This is a genomic window from Chitinophaga pinensis DSM 2588 (genome assembly GCF_000024005.1).
Taxonomy (GTDB): domain Bacteria; phylum Bacteroidota; class Bacteroidia; order Chitinophagales; family Chitinophagaceae; genus Chitinophaga; species Chitinophaga pinensis.
Genome location: NC_013132.1, coordinates 4,751,051 through 4,777,154 on the forward strand (window position 1 = coordinate 4,751,051; position 26,104 = coordinate 4,777,154).

Consider the following 26,104-nt stretch of genomic DNA (forward strand, 5'->3'; position numbering starts at 1 on the left):
ACCTGTCCCAAAATGTATAATTAATGTCCTTTGAGACAATTGGTCCTGTAGCTAATTTTGCGTCATGAATGTTAGTAAAGACAATGGAAATGCGGCAGGGCAGCGGAAACTGGTAGTCATTGTGGCGATGACCAGGCATATGTTGCTTGATTTTACCGGGCCTGCGGATGTATTTACCAATGCTGACAGGTTTTTACAGGCCAGGGGCGCCAACGAGGGATATGAGGTAAGGGTAGTAGCCCCCACCTATGATAAAAGAGTGACCACTTCCGCCGGTATTGAGGTGAATTGTCTATACTGCGCAATGGATATACAGACGCCAATTGATACGCTGATCGTTGCGGGAGATGACTACTGCCAGTTAACGATTGATGAGTTTACGCCGTTTTACGAGTGGTTATCGGGTATTAATGAACAGAATACCCGTCGGATAGGGTCGGTTTGTGCCGGCACTTTTGCCCTGGCAAAAGCGGGGCTGTTGGATGGCCGGAAGGCGACTACACACTGGGAGGTAGCGGAAAAATTAAAAGCACAGTATCCGTCGATAGATGTACATGGGAATGCGTTTTTTATCCAGGATGGTCATGTGTATACATCGGCTGGTGTGTCTTCGGGAATAGATCTTTCCCTTGCGCTTGTTGAGGAAGACTATGGAAAAGAGATTGCTGTGGGGGTGGCACGCCAGCTGGTGTTTTATCTGAGGAGGCCGGGTGTGCAGGCACAATTTGGCAACCTGCTTCCTGTTTATGACAATACCAACATCGGACAAAAGCTGAAGCTCTGGCTGAATGAACGGCTTCATGAGCCTGTAGATCTTAACAAGATCGCTGAGAACTTCAACATGAGCGTCCGTAATCTGACGCGTGTATTGCAAAAGCATACCGGTATGCCTCCTGCAAAATTTATAGAAAAACTGCGGGTAGAGAAGGCCCGCGTATTTCTTGAGGATACAGATATGCTGCTGGAGCGGATTGTTGAGCAATGTGGGTTCGGTAATCTGATCACCATGCGACGTATATTTCTGCGGCAACTTGCTATCACTCCTTCAGACTACCGCCGCGCTTTTCGTACTTCATTGAAAGATACCGGCGAACACGAACTGTTTCCTGTTTAATGCGCAGCTTATAATGTTGGTGACAAGACCTGCCTGTTATTGATATGCACGGATACCTGTGTGTGCAGAAGACTATTTGCCTTTCCTATTGTTTCTGAAATAAAATCTCAATACATGTATTTCGTTTTGTTAGTACTGCATTCGCTACTCCGGTGGCTGATGTTGGGAAGTCTTTGCTATGCCATTTACACTGCCTGGCGCGGTGTGAGCCAGCGGCTGCCCTTTACGGAAAGGGCTAATGCGATCCGCAACTGGACGACAACCATTTCTCATATCCAACTGGTCATCGGAATGACGATTTATATGCTAAGTCCGCTGGTAAACATGAAAATCACCGGTATGCAGGTGGCGCCATTCGGTGATTATACTTTCTTCAGATACGTGCATATCTCTCTTATGATCCTCGTTATTGTGCTGATAACTATCGGGTCGGCGAGGGCAAAGAGAATTGCAGGAGATCAGGAAAAGTATCAGGTGATATTAAGATGGTTTCTGATGGCATTGGCCGTCCTATTAATTGCTATCCCATGGCCGTTTTCTCCTCTTGCGCAACGACCCTGGCTACGTTTTCTTCACATTTAAGCAATCCGCATGGAATCTTTCTTTAAAACATCTTTAGGCCGTCTCAGGCTTGTAAGTTATATGGAGGGTATATCGTTGCTGCTACTGGCCGGTATTGCTGTTCCGCTGAAATATTGGGCAGGTGATCCGGTTTTAGTCCGCATCATAGGACCGGTACACGGCATATTGTTTCTCGTGTTTATTGTGCTGACCCTGAGTGTCGGGGTGGAGCGGCAATGGAGCTTCACAAAGACAACAGTCAGGATTTTAATCTCCTGTGTCATCCCGTTCGCAACATTCTACGTTGACAAACATATACTAAAAAAGGAAGCGGAGGCAGCATCAAAAAATAAATAAATGAAACAACATTGGTTAAAGCGAATACTGTTAACAGCAGCGGTGTTAATGGTGAGTATATATTGTGCGCAGGCGCAGGTAAAGGGAAAAGCTTTCTTTTCACTGGACTCCGCAGCCGGCTTATTGACATGCTGTTTAATACTGCTGGCGGTAATACTGCAATTAGCATTGTATATGAAGTATCGTTTGCAGAGTGTGTTCAGGTTCCGTAAAGTAAGACGTCAGCAATCTTCACATGAAAGCATTACGGGGCATGTCAGCCAATTGAACCGTCATCAGCTGGGGGTATTGCTGCAGCTTAAACAGCGGACTAAAATTAATATGCTGGTATTGGTTGCGCTGGGATGTAGTCTGTCTAGCCAGGCGCAGGATCTTAAACCGACTAAATTAATGAATCAGACAGGTATTCTGATCACCATCATATTGATATTAATTCCGGTGCTGGTCGGCATAGCGTTGATGATTTTCAAACTGAGGAGGGTGATTGATAATTACCGCCGTAAAGTATACCGGGAGGACGCCGGCCAGCTGGCGGCTTATCTGGAAAACCTGCATGATTCGGAGATGCTGGATGAATTATCACAACGTAAAACAGCGCTCGATTATTCATTGAATCATGAAGAACTGGCAGGGACGCAAGCTGCCGATGATCACAAAGGTTTGTTGAGTGAAGTCAGTAATGAAAATAGCATCAATTTCATTACACGTAAAAAAGCGTCGGCAGCACGTCCGCCTGTTGATCCTGCATTGGGGAAACTGGTATGCTGGTTTCTGGGTACTGCCACCTTCTGGCTTTTGTTTGGGACAACAGTCGGTGAGTATGTCGGGATAAAATTTATCAGTCCTGACGTAGATCATGTAAGCTGGCTGAGTTTTGGCAGATTGCGGCCGGTACATACCAATGCTGTTTTCTGGGGATGGGCATCACTGGCCATGCTGGGCTTGGGTTATTATGTTGTTCCGAGAGTTAGTAATACGTCAATTGCCAGTCTGAAGAAAGGATGGTATACGCTTATCCTTGTAAACGCTGCTGTCGTATCGGGTTCCATCTGCCTGATGGCAGGCATCAATAATGCGGGAGGAGAATACAGGGAATACATATGGCCGGTGATGGCATTGTTTGCCGGCGGTTTGTGTATTACGCTTGTGAACTTCCTGCAGACGATTGCCAGAAGGACGTCCAGGGAAATTTATATATCTAACTGGTACATTGTTTCAGCAGTCATATTTGCGATCGTCATTGTATTGGTGGCATATTTACCTTTCTGGCAGGACGGTCTCGGAGAAACGATTATTCAGGGGTATTATATGCATCAGGGCGTGGGCATGTGGTTTATGCTCTTTATGTTAGGTGTTACTTATTACTTCCTGCCACAGCAGCTCAATCGTCCTATCTATTCTTATAGTCTGGGTATACTGGCTTTCTGGTCACAGATTATTTTCTATACGGTGATCGGTACGCATCATTTTGTGTTCAGTTCTATTCCCTGGTGGCTGCAGACAGTCGCAATTGTTGGCAGTGCCGGTATGCTGATTCCGGTAACGTCAGGGAGTACTAACTTTTTCATGACTTTCCGTAAGGAATGGCATAAACTGGCCAGTAGTTATACACTTCCTTTCTTCCTGGTGGGCCTGGTGTTTTATTTCACCGGCTCTATGCAGGGCACTGCGGAAGCATTCCGTTATACCAACCTGATATGGCATTTTACAGACTTTACAGTAGCGCATTCGCACATTACAATGTATGGTATTATCACGTTTTTGCTGTGGGCGGCTATCTATACGGTTGTGCCTAGATTAACCGGCAAAGAACCACCCCAGGTGGCTGTAGGTATTCATTTCTGGATGGCGCTGATCGGACTGTTATTCTATACTGTTCCCTTGATGTATGGCGCTACATACAGGGGGATCATGTGGCAATCCGGTAAACCATTTATAGATAGTGTGGTATTTATGGCGCCGTACTGGCTATGGCGCGCAATAGGCGGCAGCCTTATGTGGACCGCACACCTTGTGTTTGCCTACAACATGTATAAGATGTTGCAGGCAAGTGCCGCCCCCGATATAAAAGACGCCGCTTTGAAAAAATTAAGTGAGCAGTATTTAAATGGCTCCATTTCATTTCCGATTCAATAAACGCTATGGAACTGTTCGATAATCATAAGACACTATACAGCACGGCATTGGGATTGTTTTTAGTGCTCACCCTCGGTGTGGCCATATTACCTGCCATTTCAAATGAGCAGAACAATGCGCCGTTACCAGATGCACCGGTGCTCAGCGAAGATGCTGTAAAAGGAAAGGCTTTGTTTGTGGCAAACGGATGTGTGGCCTGTCATACGCAACAGGTGCGCAATGTAGAAATGGACAAGATATGGGGCGGGCGACCGGGTATTGCGGCCGATTATGCTGATAACCATCGTACCGACCTGTTACATAATACGGCTACATTAATGGGCACGGAACGTACAGGACCGGATCTCACAAATGTAGGCAAGCGTCAACCTTCCCGGGACTGGCAGCTGGTACATCTTTTTAATCCGAGGACGGTTGTAGAGCAGTCAATCATGCCCGCTTACAGCTGGTTATTTACAATCAAAGATTCAGTACAGGAAGGGGATGTAGTGGTGAATGTGCCGGAGGCATTCCTAACGTCAACACATCAGAAAGTAGTGGCTACCAGAGAGGCATTACAGTTAGTAGCGTATCTGCAATCCTTACAACAGGTGCAGCTACCAGATGGAAAGAATCCGTTGTTTCTCTATAAACGGGAGCAGGTGGCAGGCAATAAAGAGGGTGCTGTGGAGGAATTCGATGGGGCCGCATTATACGCTAATAATTGCCAGAGTTGCCATCAGCCCAATGGTGAAGGTCTGAAAGGTGCATTCCCGCCCTTAAAAGGCAGTAAAATAGTCTTAAATGACGATCCTGAGTTAATGGTGGATATCATCATGAATGGTTATAGTGGCAGGGTACAGGAAGGCTTCGGGGAAATGCCGGCTGTTGGTACACTGAACAAATTAAGCGCCGGCGAAGTGGCGGCTATTATGAATCATGAAAGAAGTTCGTGGGGGAATAACGGTCGTAAAGTAACCGAAGCGCAAGTGAAAGCTATCATGGAAAAGGTAAAAAAGTAATAAAACTGATATGAAAAGAACTTGCCTCTTTATGGTGATGCTGTTTTCCAGTTACGCAGCGCTGGCATGTCCGGCATGTGAAAAGCAGCAGCCAAAAATATTACGGGGAATCACCCATGGAACAGGACCTGAAAGCCAATGGGACTATGTGATTATTGTAGTGACGGTGGTGTTTGTATTAATAACCTTGTTTTTGTCTGTCAAATGGCTGATTCGTCCTGATGAGTCTATGCAGGGGCATATTAAAACAAGTATCATAAATCATTGATCATATGAAAGATCATAGTACCGTCTTCATCTTTATCGATGATGATACAACACCGGCTGCAGCGTTACAGACGCCAGTACAGTTTAAACTTGATACCAACAAACTGACCGACGGCATACATACCCTGAAAATTGTGAGTAAGGATCCTGCAGGTAAAGAAGGTATCAGGGTGATACCTTTTGAAGTGCGTAACGGACCTGCCGTTGCGGTAGAAGGGATTAAAGAGAATGCTGTCGTCGATGGTATCGTGCCATTAATGATCAATGCATATGGGAAAGGTGATCAGCAATCTTTTATCATAACGGGAAGCGAGACGCCACAGAGTATCCCTTTCTGGATATATGTGCTGATCATCAGCTTCGGCGCCTGGGCAATGTACTATCTGATTACTTCTGTTGCAGTAAAGCTTGTGTAAAGAACGATAGCGTAGTTGTGTTGAATTATAGTTAAATCATGGTCTAGCCCGATAGATACATTGAATGACTCAGCCCGAAACCGGGCAGGTTCTCCTGCCTGGTGTTATTTTACAGCTGGTATAGCGGATGTGCAGGTGAACAGTGTAGGGGGATTTTATTTGAGGTTTTAGAAACAGATTATGTTAAAGAAAGTCTTTTTTTCGACGAGGACGATGGGGGTGTTGCTGATCGTATTTGCTTTTGCAATGGCATGGGCAACATTCATTGAGAATGATTTCGGCACACCGGCAGCAAAGGAGCTCGTGTATAATTCCTGGTGGTTTGAATGGGTGATGATTTTGCTGGTGGTTAACTTTTTGGGCAATATTGTGCGATATAAACTTTATAGAAGCAATAAGTGGTCTTTGCTCGTTTTTCATATTGCCTTTTTGTTTATGTTCCTGGGAGGGGCGGTTACCCGTTATCTGAGCTTTGAAGGAACTATGCATATTCGCGAAGGGCAGCTGGAGAATAAGGTTATTTCTGAAGCGACCTTTTTTAAGACGCAGATATCCAGGGGGAATCAGACACAGGAATATCCTTTCACGAAAGCCGCGTTTCTACCTGCGAACACACCGGGCGTCTTTAGCTTGTTTCGGCGTCCTTTTAAAGCGACTTATGATTTTTACGGTGAGAAAGTCACAATGCGTATGCTGGATTTTATTCCGAGAGCGCAGGATTCTGTAATGGCGGCTGCCGGAGCTTCAATGTTGCTGCACCTGGTCACGATAGAGGATGGTAGTCGCAAGAACATTTATATACCAGCAGGGGAAAGCAGGACTTTGCAGGGCGTGGATGTTGGATTTGAAAAAGCTGTGCCAGATGGTATAGCGATAAGTATGAACAGCGGGCGCTTATCCATTCAATCAGCACTGGCTGCACGTTATCGGGTGATGGCTACGGGACAGACTGATTCTGTCAGTATGGTCAACTGGAAGGACGCGTTTCATTTACGCGCCTTGTATAATTTTAGTACAGGATTGTTATTGGTCGTGCCGGAAATGCCGCGTAAGGGCAGGATTGTATATTATGAAGGGGATCTGAAGAAAAATACAGCTGATCCGGATCTGACAGTGATGGAAATTGGTGTCAGGGACGCGCGTGATACCGTTTCGTTTTATGGTGGCAGGGGATTTACCGGTTTTCAGACGAGTGTTGTATTGAAGGATATGAGGATTGACATGGGATATGGTTCCCGGTATTATTATACGCCGTTTTATATCCACCTTGATAAATTCAAGCTTGGAAAATATCCTGGTAGTAATGCACCTTCTTCATTTTCTTCGGAGGTGACAGTCAATGATGCTGGTCGTCTGACACCCTATGATATTTACATGAATCATACGCTGGATTATGGCGGTTTCCGTTTTTTTCAAAGTAGTTATGATACTGATGAAAAGGGGACGATATTATCCGTCAATCATGATGTAACCGGGACGAGTCTGACTTATATAGGTTATGTGCTATTGTTTGCAGGTATGTTTTTTACGCTGTTCTGGAAGGGGACGCGGTTTCATGTTTTACGGCAACAGTTAAGGAGTGCTTCTTCGATGAAAGTATTGATCGTATTGGCTGTCGGTCTGTTATGCGGAGGGGCGGTCTATGCACAGCCGGTACCAGGAAATGTACCCGATAAAGTGCATGCTGCAGCATTTGGCTACCTGGCGGTCCAGAATATCGATGGCAGGATTGAACCTGTGAACACGCTGGCATTGGAAATACTCAGGAAACTGTATCGTCATGACAGCTATTATGCATTTGATGCCAACCAGTTTTTATTGGCGGTAACGACTAACCCGGCAGAATGGTTGAATGTGCCGCTGATAAAAGTAAATGAACGGGGAGGGAAAGCGCTTTTGAATCGTACACAGGCAAATGCGCAGGGATTGACAACTATTATGCATCTCCTTACTGTGGATACGGCAGGAGAGGCGCATTTTTTACTGGAACAGGAGTATACCAATGCGTTTGCGAGAAGGGCCGCTGATCAGGATAACTACGATAAGGAGGTGATTGAGCTGAACGATAAGATGCAGGTTGTTCAAATGCTGTTGAGCGGGACGTATCTGCGAATTTTGCCAATTCGCGGAGATAGTAACAATACCTGGACATCTGTCAGTCTGGTACAGGCGCCACAGAACAAAGGCGAGGAATTGGTGATGACCTATTTTCAGGCCATTCAACATGCGCGGAGACATGGTAACTGGAACAAAGCGGACCAGGTGTTAGAACAGCTTAGAATATTGCAGCGTTCGGCGGGGGCAGCAGTCATGCCTTCGCAGACGAAGCTGGATTGGGAAGTCAGGTTTAACTCCTGGAACCTGTTTTTTAAATTGATGCTGTTATACGCAGTGATTGGAACCATACTGTTGTGTGTATCGTTTGCAGCTATGTTTAAATGGAGCAAAGTACTGCGATATGTTATCCGGACTTTGATCGCGTTGTTGGTGGTAGCCGCTTTGTTACAAACATGCGGTCTGGTAGTACGATGGTATATTTCCGGTCATGCGCCGTGGAGTAATGGCTATGAAGCGGTGATGTTTATCAGTCTTATTGGTCTTGTGTCGGGATTGCTTTTGTACCGTAATGGTAATTCCTATATTCCTGCTGCGGGCGCCTTGATTGCTGTCATTTTAATGGGTTTTGCGCATGGCGGTGCGCAGATGAATCCGCAGATAACGCCATTGGTACCTGTTCTGAAATCCTATTGGCTGATGATTCATGTGGCTATCATTACCGCCAGCTATGGGTTCCTGGGACTCAGCGCATTATTAGGCATGTTTGTATTACTGCTGCATATTGTCAACAATCCAGTAAGGAGATACTTTATAGAAAAGTCGTTACGGGAACTTACTATTGTTAATGAGCTGTCGATGATTATCGGCATATTCATGCTTACCTGCGGTACCTTTTTAGGTGGGATGTGGGCCAATGAAAGCTGGGGTCGTTATTGGAGCTGGGATCCAAAAGAGACCTGGGCCTTTATTTCTGTTATCGTATATGCTTTTGTGCTTCACATAAGGCTTATACCAGGTATGCAAAGCAAATTCCTGTTCAATTTCCTGTCTGTGGTGTCGTTCTCTACCGTAATCATGACATACTTTGGGGTCAACTACTATCTGTCAGGTTTGCATTCGTATGCAAAAGGGGATCCAATGCCAGTACCTTCCTGGATATACCTATCGTTGGCAACGGTAGCGTTTGTATCGCTGGCGGCTTTGTTCAGATATAGACGTTTAGGTCGTGCATTGGGACGCATGCAGGAAAATAAGTCTGCTAACATTTCAAATAAATATTTACAATAAAAACTAACAACATGAGAAAGTTTTTCATCCTGGCGTTATGCCTGGCTGGTACTGCATCATTTGCGCAAAGCCGGAATGGTAAAACAGATGGACAACAGCTTGTGACAGCGAATAAGAATCCGAACACTACTGCCGACTATACAGCGATTACGGCGGTTATAGATGGATATGTAGAAGGGCTGCGTCTGGGAGATGTGGCGAAGTTAAAAAAGGCCTTTCATAAGGATGCGATCATGTATGGGTTTATGGGCGTCGGTACCTTGGAAGGAAGTGTCGATAATTTGTATGACTTCGTTGCGAAACATGGACCGGCTGCCGGTGTTACATCCTATATAAGTATCCTTCACAAGACAGCGAATACGGCAATGGTACTGGTGGAACTGGAGGGTGTTTCTTCTACGGAGAATTCTACGGACTATCTCTCCCTGATGTATAAGGAGGGGGAATGGAAGATCATTTCGAAGGTTTTTCATCTCTGGAAAAAGTAATGTTATGCAGGGGATAATTACCGAGGTAGTTATCCCCTTTTTTAAATCTTTTCAAGGTGGAATCAGGTTTATAGTTAATCGCATATCTTCTTTTTGTCTCAATATTGTGACATATTTCCTACTTTTGCGTCATGGACACGAGGCAAAAGATAATAGATGCCGCCATTGCCGTCTTGAATGAAGACTTTTCCGCGCCTGTGGACAGGATAGCAGAAAAGGCCGATTTAAGCCGCCGAACGCTGCATCGGTACTTTACAGACCGAACAGACCTGATTGATGCTTGTCGGGAGGATATGATGCAAACCTGGCAAACAGCCATGTTACAAGCCTGTAATAGTACCCAGGATCCATTGATACAACTGGAGAGAATGCTGTATGCCGGTATAGATTGTGGGGTGCGATATATCTTCCTGCATAAATTATTAGCTCAGCTGAGTGAAAACAGGGTGACAAATACACCGCAAAGTGCTTCTTATGAGACGGCCCGGGATAACTGGTTTCAGTTGATTCCGGAATTACAGCGCCGGCAATTGATCAGTGAACATGTCAATGCAACCTGGATAAGGCTGTTATTTATACAGATGATTTCAGTCACCATGCAAGCGTATCAGTCCGGAGACATTGCACAGAATGATATTAAAAAACTAGCCTGGTATTCCTTCCGCAGGAGCATCGGCATGGAGTAGACGGGATATCAACAATAACATATTATTACAGATGATAGCATCTTTTTTATTGATCGGACAATCGAATATGGCCGGACGTGGTTATAGTCAGGAGGTACCAGCTATTATTAATGAGGGTATCAAAGTGCTCCGGAATGGACGGTGGCAGCTGATGTCAGAGCCTATCCATAATGACCGGTCCAGTGCCGGAATAGGTCTGGCGGGTAGTTTTGGCGCTGCCTGGCGTATGGATCATCCAGATGTGGAAATCGGTTTTATACCTTGTGCGGACGGCGGCACCAGTCTGGATGACTGGTCAGTTGGCGGTCCGCTGTTTGATCATGCATTATCGCAGGCGAAGCTGGCACAGCGTAGCAGTACTTTGGCAGGCATACTATGGCACCAGGGCGAAAGTGATTGTTTCCCTGAAAAGGCGGCGGAGTATGAGCGTAAGCTGAAGGTAATTATAGATACTTTACGACAGGAATTGCGTGCTGCTGACGTGCCCCTTATTGTTGGCGGATTGGGCGATTTCCTGACCAGTGGTATGTATGGAAAGTATTTTGGAGCTTATCCGCTGGTTAATGAGGCATTGTTACACTATACACAGACAGCACCGCTTTCTTATTTTGCGACAGCAGAAGGGTTAACCAGTAATCCGGATGGATTACATTTCAATGCTACATCCTTACGTATACTGGGGGTAAGGTATTATGCCGCCTTCCGCAGGCGGGCATCTGTTACAAGTCCTTTAGCGGAAGAAAGTAAGATCCTGGAAGATATTTATAACAGGGCTCATACGCGTAAGGAGCGGCTCTTTCAACTGGAGCATCGTTTTGCGACGGGGAAGATAGATGTAGCGCAGTTTCAGCATGAGTCGAGTAGTATACAATAGTGTTTAGCGGGATGATATTGTCTGTATATTAGACAAGTGCTTGCTCATTTGTGAGAAAATTTTATCAGAGAAAATTAAAACTCTTTTTGGAAGTTTGATTTTTTTTCGCACATTTGCAATCCCAAAACGGGAATGGCTTCGTAGCTCAACTGAATAGAGCATCTGACTACGGATCAGAAGGTTTCTGGTTTGAATCCAGACGAGGTCACAGCATTCCTCCCAGGTGGGAGAAGATAGTAAAAGCCGGAGACTAACACTCCGGCTTTTGCTTGTCCGCTATTTTGGAAGTTTTTAAACATGATAGATTAGTCCACGACCATTATCCAGCGATTTGATAGTTGTCATATCTTCGGAAGATAACTCAAAATCAAATACATTGAAATTTTCAGTTATCCTTTTCACATTTGCTGATTTCGGAATAGCCACGACTTCTTTTTGAATTAACCATCGCAGCACCAGCTGGGCAATGCTCTTATTATATTTGTCTGAAAGCGCTTTTAAAAGTTCATTATTAAAAAGATTTTTTTTGCCCTGAGCAAAGGGAGCCCATGACTCCAGCTGGATGCCTTGTGCTTTCAACGCCTGCTGCATTTCTGCTCTTTGGGAAAACGGGTGTGTCTCCACTTGATTGACTGCTGGTACTACACGATGTTGCTTAATTAAATTTTGAACCTCTTTTATATTGAAATTACTGACACCTATAGCCCTTACTTTACCTTCTTTATATAATTCTTCCATTGCTGTCCAGGAGGAATTTATATCTCCCTGGGGGAGATGAATCAAGTAGAGATCAATATAGTCAAGTCCCAAATTCTTTAGCGATGCCTCAGCGGCGTGTTTTGCATTTTTATACCCGGTATTAGTTGGCAGAAATTTAGTGGTCACGAAGATTTCTTCCCGTTGGACGTTACTTTTTTTTATCGCGCTGCCTACTGATTCCTCATTATAGTATGCAGCAGCTGTGTCGATCAGTCTGTAGCCAATATTCAAAGCATGTAGTACAGCCTGTTCACACATTGAACCGTCCCGAAGCAAGTAAGTGCCAAAACCAAGCAGCGGCATTTTTATGCCGTTATTTAATATTATGTTCATCATTTTATAACTGTGTAGGCTGTTTACTTCCCTTGCAGGCCTGCCAGGCTTGCAGGATAGCGTTCTCCCAGAAGGCTGATGTTGTCTAAAGCCTTATTGATATTGGCTATATCATCATCGCCCAAGGAGATATTTGCACCGCCTATATTTTCTGCTAAGCGAGCCATTTTTGTGGTTCCGGGAATCGGTACAATCCATGGCTTCTGCGCCAGCAGCCATGCCAATGCGATCTGCGCTGGCGTTGCGTTATGTTCTCCCGCAATCTTTGTGACAAGGTCAACAATGGTTAGATTGGCCTGGCGATTTTCTTTGGAAAAACGAGGCATGACATTTCTCCAGTCGGTCTTGTCAAATTCGGTGTCTGCATTCATCTTACCAGTTAAAAATCCTTTGCCGAGCGGGCTAAACGGGACGAAGCCAATGCCTAATTCTTCAAGCAATGGAATGATTTCATGTTCAGGTTCACGCCAGAACATAGAGTATTCGCTTTGCAGGGCTGCCAGGGGCTGTACGGCATGCGCCCTGCGTATGCTCTGCAGGCCGGCTTCACTCATACCGAAGTGTTTTACTTTGCCTTCGGCAATTAAATCTTTTACAGTTCCGGCGACATCTTCAATGGGTACATCCGGGTCTACACGGTGTTGATAAAACAAATCGATATAATCAGTTTGCAGATACCGGAGCGAGTTTTCCGCCACCTGCCGGATGCGTTCCGGGCGACTGTTCAAACCATCTGTATTTCTGCCGTTTTTAAAGCCAAACTTGGTAGCGATGATTACTTTGTCACGTACACCGTGTAATGCTTTTCCTACCAGTTGTTCATTGGCGCCTTGTCCGTATACTTCTGCGGTATCAAAGAAAGTGATGCCCGATTCATAAGCTTTTTGAATGAGTGCAATGGCATCGTTTTCATTTGTTGCCGGACCGTACCCATGGCTTAATCCCATGCAGCCGAAGCCAAGTTCGGAGACTTCTAATCCTGAGATTCCTAATTGTCGTGTTTTCATTTTGTATGTTTGTGCTGTAAAATTGTGTAGAATGGGTGAGCCGTTCTGTATACAGATTACGGGGTTTCATACCAATATTACTGGTTGGGAAGACCGGTATAAAAAGGGATTGCCGGAACCTATAATTTTGTAGCTATAAAAGAATCTGGTATGGAAGAGATCGTTAAAATTGGCAGCGTCGCGCAATACAATGCCATGCGAGGTGTAACTACCAAACATCCCCTGATTACGGTGATTGACCTCTCGATTGCGCAACCGATGCCCGCCAGGTCATTTAACTTTGGTTTGTATGCAGTGGGGCTGAAAGAAATAAACTGTGGCCAGTTGCGCTATGGAAGAAAGCACTATGACTACCAGGAAGGAAGTCTGATATTTGTAGCGCCAGGACAGGTTGTGGGTGTGGAACGCGGCGTTGAACCATTTGCCATGAAAGGATGGGTATTGCTCTTCCATCCCGACCTGATAAACGGCACGCCATTGGGCAAACACATGCAGGATTATTCTTTCTTTTCGTATGATGTCAATGAAGCGCTTCATCTGTCGGATAAAGAGAAAAGTATTGTGATTGATTGCTTCTCAAAAATCGAGTATGAACTCGATCAAAATATAGACAAGCATAGTAAAGGACTGATTGCATCCAACATCGAGTTACTGCTCAATTATTGCAACCGTTTTTATGACCGGCAGTTCATTACGCGCGACAATGCAAACAAAGGCATCCTGGAACGGTTTGAACACTTATTGAAAGACTATTTTTCATCTGATAAACCGCAGCACGAAGGTTTACCTTCCGTGGCTTATTGTGCCGAAGCGCTACATTTATCCCCCAATTATTTTGGTGATCTGGTGAAGAAAGAAACCGGCAGATCTGCGCAGGAGTACATTCAATCAAAAGTGATAGATGTGGCGAAAGAGAGAGTGTTTGATCTGAATAAATCTGTAAGTGAAATTGCGTACGAATTAGGCTTTAAATATCCGCAGCATTTCACCCGTTTATTTAAACAAAAAGTAGGCATTACGCCGAATGACTATCGGATGATGAATTAAATGCACACATTGGAAATTTCATCTTCAGGAAGTTTGAACTAGCTTAGCTAACTATTTAAGGTCTTCGGGAATTATCCCCATCATTGCTGTTATTGTGCTACCTTAGTTACAAGTATAAACCCCACTCACCATGAAAAGCACAGCATGGGACCAACAACAATTACCCCAACCAGCAGGTTTTGCCGGAGCTATCCGCACCATTGCCGAACGTATTACAGAACCTGTCATTCGCATAGCTGCCATACAGGGTGCATTTATTCCGGGCGTAGGTACTGCACTGGACAAGCTTAAAGAAGCATTTGGCGTCAACCTGGCTGTATCTATTCCCTCTTTTCCACTGAGTTTGTCTCCTTTGGATGGTACACCACCGCCACTCACTGCGCGTGATGGAAAAAGACCTGTGTTTATAGATGGTATGAAGGTCTCCTTTACCATTAGTCATAATCGCAAGGGGAATGAGCAGCTGGTGCTGGAGCATGTTGATATTTGCCTGTTAGATGTACAAAAGGGGATTGATCCTTTTTTTGAATTCCAGGCCAATGTTAATGCCATTATCGGGGCTGGCATGTTGAACAAAGAAGTGCTGTCATCCGGACCAGTAGTGTGTTCTTCCACGCATCAGCACCCAGGCATGCGGCGACTGAGGAGAATGCCCGTCCGCTGCCTGATCATAACCTGCTTAATACCTTAAAATACCTTCGTCTGAAAGACGGGGCCGAACTCGCAGATAAGTGGGGAATACGGGATGGTATATTCTTCGCTGCCTGTACGAGTCGTTACCACGCTGATCCGGAGTGGATACTGACATTGCCGGTAGAAGAATTAAAATGGTTATGTGCGGAGTTTGACATGGTATTGTTATCGGACAGGGTGACGCATCACTGGACAAATCTGAATACTTATGTACATGTGCCTGGTCGCGTACATTTCCTGGATCTGTGGCCCGATGATTTTTTCTTACTACCGGGTAGGAATGCGTTGGGAATAGCAGCGCAGCTTGATAAAGGTCTTTATATATCAGATAATGAGTTTCCAAAGTATTGGTCGGGATTACGAGTTTTGATATGCCACAGGTTTTTCCTCAACTGATCGAACGCTTTCCGCATGAGGCGACGAATGCATTATTGCATTACAGTATTGGGGTATGCGCGACTGGGTCTGGAGAAAACTGAGGTATATCTGGATGCGCAGCAAAAGCAGCTGGAGGCATTGCATGTACAGGATATCCAAAGCCGGCAATTAATGCCTGGTCGAATATGTATTGGCCATGTCGTTTGTCGACCCTGAGCTGCCGTTGATCGATAAAGTGCGTAAAATATCGGCGGATGCATATATTTGATAGTAATATTCCAGGTAATGAAGGCAAAATATCTCCCGCACTTACTTTTTTGGATTGTTAACATTGCTTTGATCACCCTGATATTTGGTGCTCAATTGCATGGACATTACCTGATTGCTTTGCCGGCAGTACTGATGGTGGTTCCTGTACACGCGTTTTATTTCTATGGATTGTCCTATTACATTATTCCCCGATATTTTTTTCGGCACCAGTTTGTCCGCTTATTCTTTGCATGTCTGATTTGTACGGTACTTGCGACCTTATTGTTCCGCGCGGTAGACATCCTTTTTGTGGATCCATTTTTTCAAGCAGTGAGTGATAATCCGGCGAACGATTTCAGGTGGCATGTTGCGCAGGGAAGGTTTATAGACAGGCTTTTTCAACCGGCGGACATAGCATCTGCGTTTATCGGTAGCAATTCGGTGGTCTGGATAGGCGTGTCGATTAAGTTTATTAAAATGTGGTATGAGAAGCGGGATGCAGCTACCCAGGCAGAGTTGAATTTTCTCAAAAGCCAGATACATCCGCATTTTCTGTTTAATACGCTCAATAATCTCTATGCATTGTCGCTGACTCAATCTGCACAAACGCCGGATGTGATATTGGGTTTATCTAAGATCCTCCGTTATATGCTATATGAATGCAATACGGCATTGGTATCGTTGCGGAAAGATATTGAGATACTCAATAGTTATATTGCGTTAGAAAAGATCCGGTATGAAGAAAGGTTGGAACTTAATGTTAACGTACATCTGGATGATGGCATGCAACAAATAGCTCCGTTATTATTACTGCCACTGGTGGAAAATGCTTTCAAGCATGGCGTGAGCGAGACGGAAGAGTGTCCCTGGATTAATATTGAATTAAAGACGAAGGGGGATAAGCTGACTTTCAATGTATCCAACAGTAAACCGGAGACAGCCCCGGAAAAACCTGCTATGCATTATTCGAAGATCGGGCTGGCCAATGTGCGTAAAAGGCTTGAACTGTTATATCCCGGACGCCATGTACTGCAGGCATATGATGAAGAAGATTGTTTTATTTCAATACTGGAAATTGAATTGACTGATTAATGTATAAGCGACCATGATGAAGATCAAAACACTTATCATTGATGACGAACCGCATGCCATAGAGATTATTCAGAAATATGCGGCTGAGTTCACGGAACTGGAGGTGATCGCCTGTTGTCATTCGGCTATACAGGCTTTTCGCGTTATGCAGTCGGAGGCAGTCGACCTGATTTTCCTGGATGTAAAGATGCCGGGCATCAATGGGATTGATTTTATTAAAAGTCTGCCTAGTCCGCCGAAGGTAATTTTCACCACAGCTTACCAGGAGTTTGCTGTCGAGGGTTTTGATCTGAATGCGGTTGATTATTTATTAAAACCGATTCCGTTTGAACGGTTTTTTAAGGCGATAGGGAAGGTGATCCATGTGTTTAAAGGGCCGGTTGTGGAAGAACGTAGAATAGCAGAGCCGTCTCCCGTTGACGTTTCACCCCATTATCTTTATCTGCGTATTGACCGAAGGGTCGTAAAGATAGATACCGATGATATTATGTGGATTGAAAGCTTAAAGGATTATGTGAAGGTGATACTGAAAGACCAGGTGCTTTCTGCAAAGCAAAAGATCAGCGTTATTGAAAAGTTGTTGCCTATGGATGGCTTTATGAGGATTCACCGGTCCTTTATAGTTCCGGTCAGTAAGATTGAAAGTTATAGCGCCAGTTATGTAAAAGTGATGGGAAAAGAATTGCCTATCGGTCGTCATTATAAGGTGGATTGCCAGCAACGCCTCAAATTGTAGTTTTCTCTCTCCGTGTGAAATAATTGAATACTGTTAGACTATTTGAACGCGTTGTTCATCGACACAAGCTGTCTTCTGTCGACAGAGTTTGTGTTTACCGGTTTAGGTTACGAAGTTTGCTTCCGACTTAAGAGTTGATAGCGAATATCAACTACCATTCAACCCCAAACAGGATAAATTAAATCGTATGAACGACACAAATTCCCTTGAGCCGGTAACGGCTGCTGCTGTATATCGTGCATATAACGGCGGCTATTTCAAAACTTTGGTCTCTCCTGAACAGACTGGCGGCAGTTTCGCTTTGCTGGAGATGGTTTTGCCACAGGGAGCGGAGCCGCCTGCTCATTTGCATGAAAAAGAAGATGAAACATTTTATGTACTGGATGGTACGGTTAGTTTTCGTATAGGTAGTAAGACGTATATCGCCGGACCGGGAGAAACCATTTTTGCGCCACGTCTGATTGCACATGAGTTCAGGATTACCAGTAGTCAGCTGCATTTCATTACACTGCTTACCCCTGGATCCTTCTGGGACTATTTTATGGAATTCAGCACGGCGGCGGACGCCGTGCCTGTTGTAAAAGCCCCTACGGAACTTCCCCCTGCGGATTTCCTGATGCACCTGATAAACCGGCTCAATAGCCAATACGGCGTAAAGTTGGTTTAGAGAGCCTGCTATGCCGACCACCACATTAATGAATTTCTTGAAGGCCTTTTCATTCACGAACCCCAGAAGCAAGTTGTATAGCCTCTCCCGCGTAAAGCGGGGGAGGCTTTTGTAAAGATTCAGGAGAGATGAAAGTGCTTAGCAATACCCTAAATCTTCCCAGGGACCATCAGGCCAGATACCAAATCCGCGTGGCGTATCTCCCTGCGTCCAGTTTCTTGCACGGAATAGTTTTCCATTGTATTTCACATAACTACCACCTGCATAAGCAGTTGCTGAGACCCATTCGGACGCAGTGTCGCAGGGGCCGATATCAGTTTTGGGAGAAAGTAAATTAAAGCCGCTATAATAGGTCTGCCAGGAGATCCATTCGGGCGTTTTGTTATTAAGTGCGTTGACCGGACTAGTGGTGTGATAGGCTTCTATCGGTTTACTTTCGGGTGATACTGTAAAGCTGTGTGGCGAGAATAGTGATGTAGCAATCGCATATGCGATAATTGGCATTTTGAGGGGCATGGCAAGAGGATTTTTAATGAAGATACAGCTATCCACTGCGGTCGCCTTGCTATTGAGAAGGTCTATAAACAGGCGAAGGGTAGTCCGGAGGACGGCTAAGTGATACTACATACATGCTTTATAACTGCTGGATAGGTGGACTTGATCAGGGGTAGTTCCACTGGCTGTTTTTTATGGAATTGGCGATAAATAGTGAGAGGCTGAAGTATCAGGTCAATAGCAGGGCTACGATAGCCGGAGGCTAGAGCAGTGAGTATTTAATGGTATTACTGGTATTGAATGGATGGGTATGGGCTTCAAAATACATTACGCACAAGTTGGGAGAGAATATCTGGTGGTTGATTGTCCTGGCCGAAAGGTCGGGGATTGATGTGAAAATGGCGATTGAGCATTTTCTGCATAAAACAGAACAGCTGCTTAAATAGCGCCGCGGGGTTCGTGCATTACTACACTATACGACTACACGCTAAAATATTTTTATATTATTTTTGGAAGTTTAAATTTTTTGTGCATCTTTGCAATCCCAAAACGGGAATGGCTTCGTAGCTCAACTGAATAGAGCATCTGACTACGGATCAGAAGGTTTCTGGTTTGAATCCAGACGAGGTCACAAAAAGAGGATAATTACAATTTGTAATTATCCTCTTTTCTTTTATACACTTACACTTACTTTGAAGGTGTTTGATTTAATTCCTTACCTGCTTTAATCACCGCTTCATTTACTGCCTTCACTCTTTCGATATCCATTTTTTCTACAGCCCTGTCGTAGGTGAGCATACCATTCACTTCGTGTTCCACATCTGTGGTCTGTGTGTATACCGCAATGCTTAAACCCTGGTAACGCATCAGCTGTTCTACCTGGTCCATCAACAGTACATACCTGTCGGTTAGCCTGTCTTTGGTGGGTTCGTAGGCGTACGCATTATTTTCCACCGGCCACATATGTCCGCGTACGAATAGTCCGACACCGCCAAACTCACCCAATGAAGCTGCACGTTTCCCATCAGGTTTAGACGCATCATAAGGACCGACGTAAATATGTGTATCTACGAAGTCTCCATTGCCGGGATCTCCTGCTGCTTTTTGATAACCAGGGTTATTATTAAAACCGGAATTGCCGTTTACTAGTCTTGACGGATCGAGTTGTTTCACCCAGTCGGTGATTTTTTTCACATCGAATGCGCCCCAGTTTTCATTGAATGGCACCCAGGTAATGATAGATGGAGAATTATAGAGATCGTCGATCATAGCGTGTAATTCCTTCCGGAAAGTGCTTCTGTTCTTTGCCGTATCTTCATGTTGATACCAGATTGCCGGCATGTCCTGCCATACCAGCAGACCCAGTTTATCTGCCCAATAGTAGAACCGTTTGGGCTCCGTTTTCATGTGTTTTCTGATCAGGTTAAAGCCTGCCTTTTTAGTGAACTCAATATCGTATTTCAGGGCTTCTTCTGTGGGCGCTGTCAATATACCATCGGGCCAGTATCCCTGATCCAGTAATCCCACCTGCATCACAAATTTGTTATTCAACAAAGGTCTTATCACCCCGTTTACATTACCCAGTTTAATATCGCGCATCCCGAAATAACTGTTGACTTCATCCATGACATTGCCTTTGCTGTCGGTCAGCGCTATTTTGAGATCGTATAGAAACGGATCTTCAGGTGACCATAGTTTAGGCTCCTTTATCGGGATATACAATTTTGTTCCCGCGTTTCCTGTTGTTGCCGCTACCTCTTTTTTGCCGTCGAGTGCAGTTGCTCTGACCTGTGCCGCATCTGCGTCAACGAATACTTCGAGTCTGTTGTTTACGAGATCGGGGAGCAGGCGGATGTTTTTGATGTAATGTTCGCTTACTGGTTCCAGCCATACACTTTGCCAGATGCCTGAGGTAAAGGTATAGTCTCCACGCGGACCATTTTTACCAGATGGCGTTGTTCCGTCATTGGGGTCGTGTGCCGCGACGACGATGGTATTGTTACCAGCTTTGAGGAATCTTGTAATGTTGATGTGAAAGGAGGTATAGCCACCGGCATGTGTTCCGGCTTTTTCTCCATTGACAAATACGGTGGCGTCATGGTCGACCGCATCAAAATTGATGATCACCTGTTTACCTTTCCAGGCAGCAGGGAGGTCAAAGGTCCGGCGGTACCACATGTTTATTTCCTGGTCACGCTCGATTCCTGAAAGTACAGACTCGGGGCAGTAAGGGACCAATATCTTTTCCGTCTTATCACTAAAAGCGATCGGTTTAGCGGGATTCAGGGCGTTGGCCGCCTGTTTGCCACCAATGTAATCCCATTTCCCGTTTAAACTCATCCATTGTTTTCGTTCCAGCTGCGGACGAGGATACTCCGGGAATGGGGCGGTTGCCGTCATTGCGGCCTGGGTCCATTGGGTCGGTAGTTTTGGGTCCTGGGCGAAGGATTGCTTAACAAGGACTCCATGGAATAGCATGACGCCTAAAAAAAGCAGGCAGTTTCTTGTTTTCATTATAAAATATATGTTTGTCAAGGTTATGCTCGTGACAAAATACATTTTTTTCTTTCAAAATCTAATTACGGCTGACCACTGTTGCAGCCCCTTAATATTCAGATGCATCGATTTTGTATTCGAAGTTCGTATCCGCGGTATAAGCAGGTTCGGCGGCTACTGAACGGATCATAAACTCCAGGGTTGGTTCCATACCTGTGTCCTGTTTACTTTCGCCTCCAAGAACGGATACTTCATACCAGCCATTCGGTAAGGATATTTTGCTGCTTCTATGCCGGACAAGTTTATCAAGTGTTTCCGCGGTGAACTTTCGGATATATGGTATTGTAAAGAGATAGATAGCGCCATATTTTACCAATAGCTTATACCCGTCCTGTCTCAGTTGCAGGCGATTCCCTTCTTTCAGTAATTCAGGTGTACCGGTTTGGTTAAAGTATACGGTGTAAGGGTAGTTCTCAATACGCGCTAATGGGATCATCACACCTTCTTCTACTACACGGTCTCCGTCTGTACTGATTGTGAAATGTGTGATCAGGTCATCGGGCAACTGCAATTCTTTCTTGAAATCCATCAGCAGGAACGGATCTCCCAGGAGAAAATAATCTACCAGGTCATTGAGAACTTCATCAAATTTTATCAGGTTCATATTTATTTATATTGATTAAAGAGACGGGAATGATGGCTTACAGTGAATCTTCCACGAAACCGTCTACTTTGAAGTTGAAGGAATCGATATCGATCGCCGGAATCTGTGGCAAGGTAGTGACCTTTTGTAAAAGAAATTCATAACCACAGTCACGATGCTCTATATACGGGTTCTCTTTGTCACGGAATCCGGCGATTGTTACAGCGTATAAACCCGGATCTGCGGTAAAGTCGTCATCAATCTGTCACAAACCGGTGCAGCACCTGCGGATCAAAAAGGACGAGGCCCCCGAGGTTGAGGGTGATTTTAGTTTTGTGTATCATACAGGGTGTTTGTCATTCCTTGCCTTGGCAAAAGTAGATGGTACCTTATGAAAATAGCTATTTATGGTGAGACATTCAGCAATAAGCACGCCAGATACGGGGCATACCTGTTTGATCAGATCCGCGAATCGTCCACTTAATACCGCGAGGTGTTATCTTATCAGACCTTCCGATCATACGACCTTTGTGCGGTGCTTAAAAATAAAGCAGGCACCTGCAGTATTGTACTGTATCGAACAAATTTTAAGTGTATGGAAATGCAAGGAAGTAATAGGATTGAAAAGACCCAGGTGGTCATTATCGGTGCTGGTGTGTCAGGTTTGACACTGGCGACATTTTTACAAAAATCAGGCGTGGCCTGTGTCATTGTTGAGAGACGTAATCGTGCTTACATAGAGATGCGTCAACGGGCAGGTGTTGTGGAAGCTCGCGGGGTGCATATGTTTGAACGCTGGGGACTGGCGGATAAATTGCTGGGTGGACCAGTGGCACAGACGATCGATTATCGTGTCAATGGAGTCGGGCGTGTGTTTGAAATAGTGGGAGATGATCGTATACAGGGGCGCTTCTGTACACAGCAGATGCTTGTTAATAATCTGCTGAAGGAGCTTATTGATGGTATGAGTGGTGATGTTCGCTTTGAGGTGACAGATGTGCAGATTAAGAATGAAGAGGGTGTGCAGCCGGAGGTGACTTACAGGTATGCGGATAGCGAACATGTACTCGTTTGCGATTATATCGTGGGATGTGATGGAGACAGAGGAGTGAGTCGTGCGTCTATTCCGGAGGGCATATTGACAAAATACAGTCATGAATTCGGTTACGCCTGGCTGGCTGCGCTGGTGGAGGCACCTGTTACCGGACATCCTATTATGGGTGTCAGCGATCATGGTTGCGTGGCACAGCTTCCCCGTGGACCACACAGGAGCCGTTACTATTTACAGTGTGCATTGAGTGATGGAGCTCAGGACTGGCCCGATGATCGTTTATGGAATGAAATCCGCTTACGGTTGCAGGATGAAACGATTCAAAATGTAAAGGTGCATGATAAGTTCTTCGTGCCTCTGCGATCAGTGGTATATGCGCCTATGCAATACCGTCACCTTTATCTCGCCGGGGATGCCGCACACCTTGTGCCACCTGCCAGTGCCAAAGGCATGAATCTGGCGCTTTTTGATGTGGATATACTGGCACAGGGCTTATTGCAGGCATTGCAGCACAACGATCATACGGCACTGCTGAATTATTCTGATACCTGTTTGCCGCACATCTGGAAGTACCAGGAGTTTGCCGTGTGGATGACCGATATGATGCATGATGCCGGAGATCCTACGCAGCACGGTACATTTTATCAGATGATTGCACGTGCCCGCCTCGATAACCTGTTTAGTTCGCCGATAGCTGCCCATCAGCACAGTGAATATCAACGAGGCATGTTGTAAGTATTAGTATATATCCGGCTTAAAAGGTGGATAAGCGATTTGTCCACCTTTTACGGCCATTTGGCGGATCGTATTCCCTTTTTTCTGCCGACCTTTGTCGGACCGCTACTGGTAATTGGTCATAAACAAGCAGGTTGATGCGTAAACAGCAGAAGATACCCGTTCACCGGATGGAGGAGCGTTTTTCAGGGGTATATGTGGCCCCTTTGGCCCTGGAGAAGTCATCTACTCCGGGATATGAAATTTCACAGCCACACCGGCATGATTTCTATTACTGTGTGTTGCTGGAAAGAGGGAAGATGCAGCTGGAAGTGGATTTTCAGCAGGTACAGATCAGTGATCAGTCGCTTTTTCTTTCTTACCCGGGACAAATCCACCAGATCAATGCTGCCCGCATGGAGCGCGGCTGGTTCCTGGCTTTTGATCCCTCGATGCTGGATGAACAGCTGAAGACGATCCTGGACCAGTGTTTGTCGGAGGTGATCCTGGTGCCTGTTTCTCCTGAGAAGTCCGCGGATTTATCTTCCCTGATCCATCAATTGTACAAGATTTATGATGACCAGTCACAGCTCTTCCGGCAGACGATCACACAGTCGATGGTAACTGCCCTGGTATACCAGATCGCATCCGCTTATTTGTCGATAGAACGTTTTAACCTGATCAGGCATTCTACCCGTAGTATCGAGATCACCAAGCGTTTTAAGCAACTGCTGCGGCATCATTTTAAATCCATGAAGAAGCCATCGGAGTATGCTGCGAAGATGAATATTACCTCCAGCTATCTGAATGATATTGTGAGGTCGGTTACAGGGTTTTCGGTGACCTATTACATACAACATGAGCTGATGCGGGAGGCCCAAAGGTTGTTGTATCATTCTGATCTTGCGGTGAAGGAGATTGCCGATACGTTGGGTTTTGAAGATGCAAAATATTTTAACCGGCTGTTCAGTAAGATTGTCGGGGTTTCTCCTGGTTTATTCAGGAAACAATCAGAGACAAGTGTGCATTTTACAGAATAGTCCTGCTAATATTTGAGCAGGTATTCGACCGGTATAAAGCATGAAGTACGCACATTTTTTTTATTGTTTTTACCCGGGTTCCAGCGGTGCATAAGATTGAACATCTTTCTGACTTCCTGCTCGGGATGGTCAGCAGCCACCGTCTTACCGGGATACGATGGGGCGCTACCGGTATCACATGCGCGTCTTATCAGTTGACGTGCAGATTGTATGTTGTACAGCATCTGGCCAACTACAAACGAATTGACCAGATGTCGTATAAAGTTGTTTCCACCTCGAAGTGAACTATTTTACATCATCGTGATCGGTGCTGGTGATCACCTCGCGCCATTCTTCAATTTCTGCGTTGAATTTCTCCATTTTCTGATTGAAGTAGAACAGCGTATCCTTACCGAGCGGAAGGTGTACCGGAGGGTTTTTAGCCGCCGCCAGTTTAATGATTGCCTGTGCTAACTTAACCGGATCGCCGGGCTGGTTGTAGCTTACCTGTGGTACTATTTCGCGCATTTTACCAGATGTTTCACTATAATCAGCAATCACGTTTGCTGCGCTGGTCAGGGAGGTGCCATCCAGGAAGTTAGTACGGAAGTAACCTGGTTCTACTGCTGTGGAGAAGATGCCCAGTGGTCTCAGTTCATCAGCAAGTGCTTCGTTGATACCTTCTACTGCAAATTTGGTGGAAGCGTAGAGTCCCCAGCCAGCAGCAGATGCCAGTCCGCCGACAGATGTGATATTAATAACATGACCGGATTTCTGCTTCCGCATATAAGGGAGGAATGCACGTGTTACATGCAGCAGACCGAATACGTTAGTGTCGTACATATGACGCACCTCTTTATCTGTTCCTTCTTCAACAGCGCTGAGGAGGCCGAATCCCGCATTATTTACCAGTATATCTATTCTGCCAAACAGCTCGATCGTTTTGCTGGCAGCTGCGATAGCCTGTGCTTCATTGGTCACGTCCAGTGTAATCGCGTGGAAGTTGGGGTGGTTCAGTACAGCTGACAGTTTTTCTGGCTGACTACGTACGGTGCCGACTACTTTGTCTCCGGATGCTAATGCTGCTTTGGTGATTTCCAGACCGAAGCCTCTTGATGCTCCGGTGATAAACCATACTTTGTTTGTGCTCATTGTTTTTGAATTTGTTTTATACAAATTTCGGTGTCGATTGTCAGGGCGTCCTTATTGAGAGTAAAGGACTATTTATGAATTTCAAAGACGTGTGTTATTATCTCTGTAAAAGCAAGAGGGCTGTCAGCGATCAGCTGACAGCCCTCTTGCCCTGGAGGATGGAAGTAAAAATGACTTATTGGGGCACAAAGTTGCTGCACAGGGCGATGCGGCTGAAGGGAGCGTCGCAACCACTGTTACGTATACTAAGCGAAAAAATACGTCTCATTAACCGCAGCGTTAACCCATACATTAATGTGATTTTCTTTTCTTGCAGTGATTAAAGTAA

26 protein-coding genes and 2 tRNA genes are annotated in these 26,104 nt (G+C 45.2%); 22 read left to right on the forward strand and 6 right to left on the reverse strand.

From position 1 onward, the window contains the following. Nucleotides 1-64 precede the first annotated feature (64 nt). The 12 genes from CPIN_RS18725 (at nt 65) to CPIN_RS18780 (ending at nt 11,453) form a co-directional block, all read left to right on the forward strand. Nucleotides 65-1,114, forward strand: a complete 1,050-nt coding sequence (locus CPIN_RS18725) for a GlxA family transcriptional regulator (protein WP_012791409.1) — start codon at nt 65-67, stop codon at nt 1,112-1,114. 114 nt (nt 1,115-1,228) lie between these two features. Further along, nucleotides 1,229-1,696, forward strand: a complete 468-nt coding sequence (locus CPIN_RS18730) for a hypothetical protein (RefSeq protein ID WP_012791410.1) — start codon at nt 1,229-1,231, stop codon at nt 1,694-1,696. Nucleotides 1,697-1,705: 9 nt separating this feature from the next. After that, the gene (locus CPIN_RS18735) at nt 1,706-2,032 is read left to right on the forward strand and encodes a DUF3817 domain-containing protein (RefSeq protein WP_012791411.1); all 327 of its coding nucleotides are present in this window, start codon (nt 1,706-1,708) and stop codon (nt 2,030-2,032) included. Next, nucleotides 2,033-4,168, forward strand: coding sequence for a cbb3-type cytochrome c oxidase subunit I (locus CPIN_RS18740; RefSeq protein ID WP_012791412.1), 2,136 nt, complete (start codon nt 2,033-2,035; stop codon nt 4,166-4,168). It begins immediately after the preceding gene. Between the two features lie 5 nt (nt 4,169-4,173). Next, on the forward strand, nt 4,174-5,169 hold the full coding sequence (locus tag CPIN_RS18745) for a cytochrome c (RefSeq protein WP_012791413.1): 996 nt from the start codon (nt 4,174-4,176) through the stop codon (nt 5,167-5,169). Nucleotides 5,170-5,179: 10 nt separating this feature from the next. Then, on the forward strand, nt 5,180-5,437 hold the full coding sequence (locus tag CPIN_RS18750; RefSeq protein ID WP_012791414.1) for a hypothetical protein: 258 nt from the start codon (nt 5,180-5,182) through the stop codon (nt 5,435-5,437). A gap of 4 nt (nt 5,438-5,441) precedes the next feature. After that, on the forward strand, nt 5,442-5,852 hold the full coding sequence (locus CPIN_RS18755; protein ID WP_012791415.1) for a hypothetical protein: 411 nt from the start codon (nt 5,442-5,444) through the stop codon (nt 5,850-5,852). 180 nt (nt 5,853-6,032) lie between these two features. Further along, a complete protein-coding gene (locus CPIN_RS18760) occupies nt 6,033-9,197 on the forward strand; it encodes a cytochrome c biogenesis protein (RefSeq protein ID WP_012791416.1) in 3,165 nt (1,054 codons plus the stop codon). 11 nt (nt 9,198-9,208) lie between these two features. Then, complete coding sequence (locus tag CPIN_RS18765; RefSeq protein WP_012791417.1) at nt 9,209-9,685, forward strand: nuclear transport factor 2 family protein; 477 nt, start codon at nt 9,209-9,211, stop codon at nt 9,683-9,685. 131 nt (nt 9,686-9,816) lie between these two features. After that, on the forward strand, nt 9,817-10,371 hold the full coding sequence (locus CPIN_RS18770) for a TetR/AcrR family transcriptional regulator (RefSeq protein WP_012791418.1): 555 nt from the start codon (nt 9,817-9,819) through the stop codon (nt 10,369-10,371). Between the two features lie 31 nt (nt 10,372-10,402). Then, nucleotides 10,403-11,245 (forward strand): sialate O-acetylesterase, encoded by an 843-nt coding sequence (locus CPIN_RS18775; protein WP_012791419.1) that lies wholly within the window; start codon nt 10,403-10,405, stop codon nt 11,243-11,245. A gap of 134 nt (nt 11,246-11,379) precedes the next feature. Next, nucleotides 11,380-11,453, forward strand: a tRNA-Arg gene (locus tag CPIN_RS18780). A gap of 83 nt (nt 11,454-11,536) precedes the next feature. Here CPIN_RS18780 and CPIN_RS18785 read toward each other — a convergent pair. Continuing rightward, nucleotides 11,537-12,340: an aldo/keto reductase gene (locus CPIN_RS18785; RefSeq protein WP_012791420.1), complete on the reverse strand. Its 804-nt coding sequence runs from the start codon at nt 12,338-12,340 to the stop codon at nt 11,537-11,539. Nucleotides 12,341-12,360: 20 nt separating this feature from the next. Next, nucleotides 12,361-13,344: an aldo/keto reductase gene (locus CPIN_RS18790; RefSeq protein WP_012791421.1), complete on the reverse strand. Its 984-nt coding sequence runs from the start codon at nt 13,342-13,344 to the stop codon at nt 12,361-12,363. Between the two features lie 150 nt (nt 13,345-13,494). Here CPIN_RS18790 and CPIN_RS18795 point away from each other — a divergent pair, with 150 nt between their 5' ends. The 6 genes from CPIN_RS18795 (at nt 13,495) to CPIN_RS36785 (ending at nt 18,206) form a co-directional block, all read left to right on the forward strand. Continuing rightward, nucleotides 13,495-14,391, forward strand: coding sequence for a helix-turn-helix domain-containing protein (locus CPIN_RS18795; RefSeq protein ID WP_012791422.1), 897 nt, complete (start codon nt 13,495-13,497; stop codon nt 14,389-14,391). Between the two features lie 130 nt (nt 14,392-14,521). Further along, a complete protein-coding gene (locus CPIN_RS18800; protein WP_012791423.1) occupies nt 14,522-15,082 on the forward strand; it encodes a hypothetical protein in 561 nt (186 codons plus the stop codon). After that, nucleotides 14,995-15,480 carry a hypothetical protein gene (locus tag CPIN_RS38665; RefSeq protein ID WP_148230593.1) on the forward strand — a complete coding sequence of 162 codons (486 nt, stop codon included), beginning with the start codon at nt 14,995-14,997 and terminating at the stop codon, nt 15,478-15,480. The genes CPIN_RS18800 and CPIN_RS38665 overlap by 88 nt, the downstream gene beginning before the upstream one ends. Nucleotides 15,481-15,798: 318 nt before the next feature. Beyond that, entirely contained in the window at nt 15,799-16,803 is a 1,005-nt protein-coding gene (locus tag CPIN_RS18805) for a sensor histidine kinase (protein ID WP_222838137.1), read from the forward strand. Nucleotides 16,804-16,816: 13 nt separating this feature from the next. After that, the gene (locus CPIN_RS18810; RefSeq protein WP_012791425.1) at nt 16,817-17,539 is read left to right on the forward strand and encodes a LytR/AlgR family response regulator transcription factor; all 723 of its coding nucleotides are present in this window, start codon (nt 16,817-16,819) and stop codon (nt 17,537-17,539) included. A 187-nt stretch (nt 17,540-17,726) separates the two neighbouring features. Further along, nucleotides 17,727-18,206 (forward strand): cupin domain-containing protein, encoded by a 480-nt coding sequence (locus CPIN_RS36785; RefSeq protein WP_012791426.1) that lies wholly within the window; start codon nt 17,727-17,729, stop codon nt 18,204-18,206. Between the two features lie 138 nt (nt 18,207-18,344). Here the strand turns inward: CPIN_RS36785 and CPIN_RS18820 are convergent, their stop codons facing one another. Further along, complete coding sequence (locus CPIN_RS18820; protein ID WP_012791427.1) at nt 18,345-18,722, reverse strand: carbohydrate-binding protein; 378 nt, start codon at nt 18,720-18,722, stop codon at nt 18,345-18,347. A 536-nt stretch (nt 18,723-19,258) separates the two neighbouring features. On the opposite strand from CPIN_RS18820, the gene CPIN_RS18830 reads away from it, so the two are divergent. Next, nucleotides 19,259-19,332, forward strand: a tRNA-Arg gene (locus CPIN_RS18830). 56 nt (nt 19,333-19,388) lie between these two features. Here CPIN_RS18830 and CPIN_RS18835 read toward each other — a convergent pair. After that, the gene (locus CPIN_RS18835; protein WP_071820378.1) at nt 19,389-21,215 is read right to left on the reverse strand and encodes a glycoside hydrolase family 2 protein; all 1,827 of its coding nucleotides are present in this window, start codon (nt 21,213-21,215) and stop codon (nt 19,389-19,391) included. 91 nt (nt 21,216-21,306) lie between these two features. After that, on the reverse strand, nt 21,307-21,861 hold the full coding sequence (locus CPIN_RS18840) for a hypothetical protein (protein WP_012791430.1): 555 nt from the start codon (nt 21,859-21,861) through the stop codon (nt 21,307-21,309). A 574-nt stretch (nt 21,862-22,435) separates the two neighbouring features. On the opposite strand from CPIN_RS18840, the gene CPIN_RS18845 reads away from it, so the two are divergent. After that, the gene (locus CPIN_RS18845) at nt 22,436-23,626 is read left to right on the forward strand and encodes a 4-hydroxybenzoate 3-monooxygenase (RefSeq protein ID WP_012791431.1); all 1,191 of its coding nucleotides are present in this window, start codon (nt 22,436-22,438) and stop codon (nt 23,624-23,626) included. A gap of 137 nt (nt 23,627-23,763) precedes the next feature. Beyond that, a complete protein-coding gene (locus CPIN_RS18850; protein WP_012791432.1) occupies nt 23,764-24,645 on the forward strand; it encodes an AraC family transcriptional regulator in 882 nt (293 codons plus the stop codon). Nucleotides 24,646-24,930: 285 nt separating this feature from the next. Here CPIN_RS18850 and CPIN_RS18860 read toward each other — a convergent pair whose 3' ends face one another. Continuing rightward, nucleotides 24,931-25,776: an oxidoreductase gene (locus CPIN_RS18860; RefSeq protein ID WP_012791433.1), complete on the reverse strand. Its 846-nt coding sequence runs from the start codon at nt 25,774-25,776 to the stop codon at nt 24,931-24,933. A gap of 74 nt (nt 25,777-25,850) precedes the next feature. On the opposite strand from CPIN_RS18860, the gene CPIN_RS39005 reads away from it, so the two are divergent. Continuing rightward, entirely contained in the window at nt 25,851-26,099 is a 249-nt protein-coding gene (locus tag CPIN_RS39005) for a hypothetical protein (RefSeq protein ID WP_012791434.1), read from the forward strand. Nucleotides 26,100-26,104 lie beyond the last annotated feature (5 nt).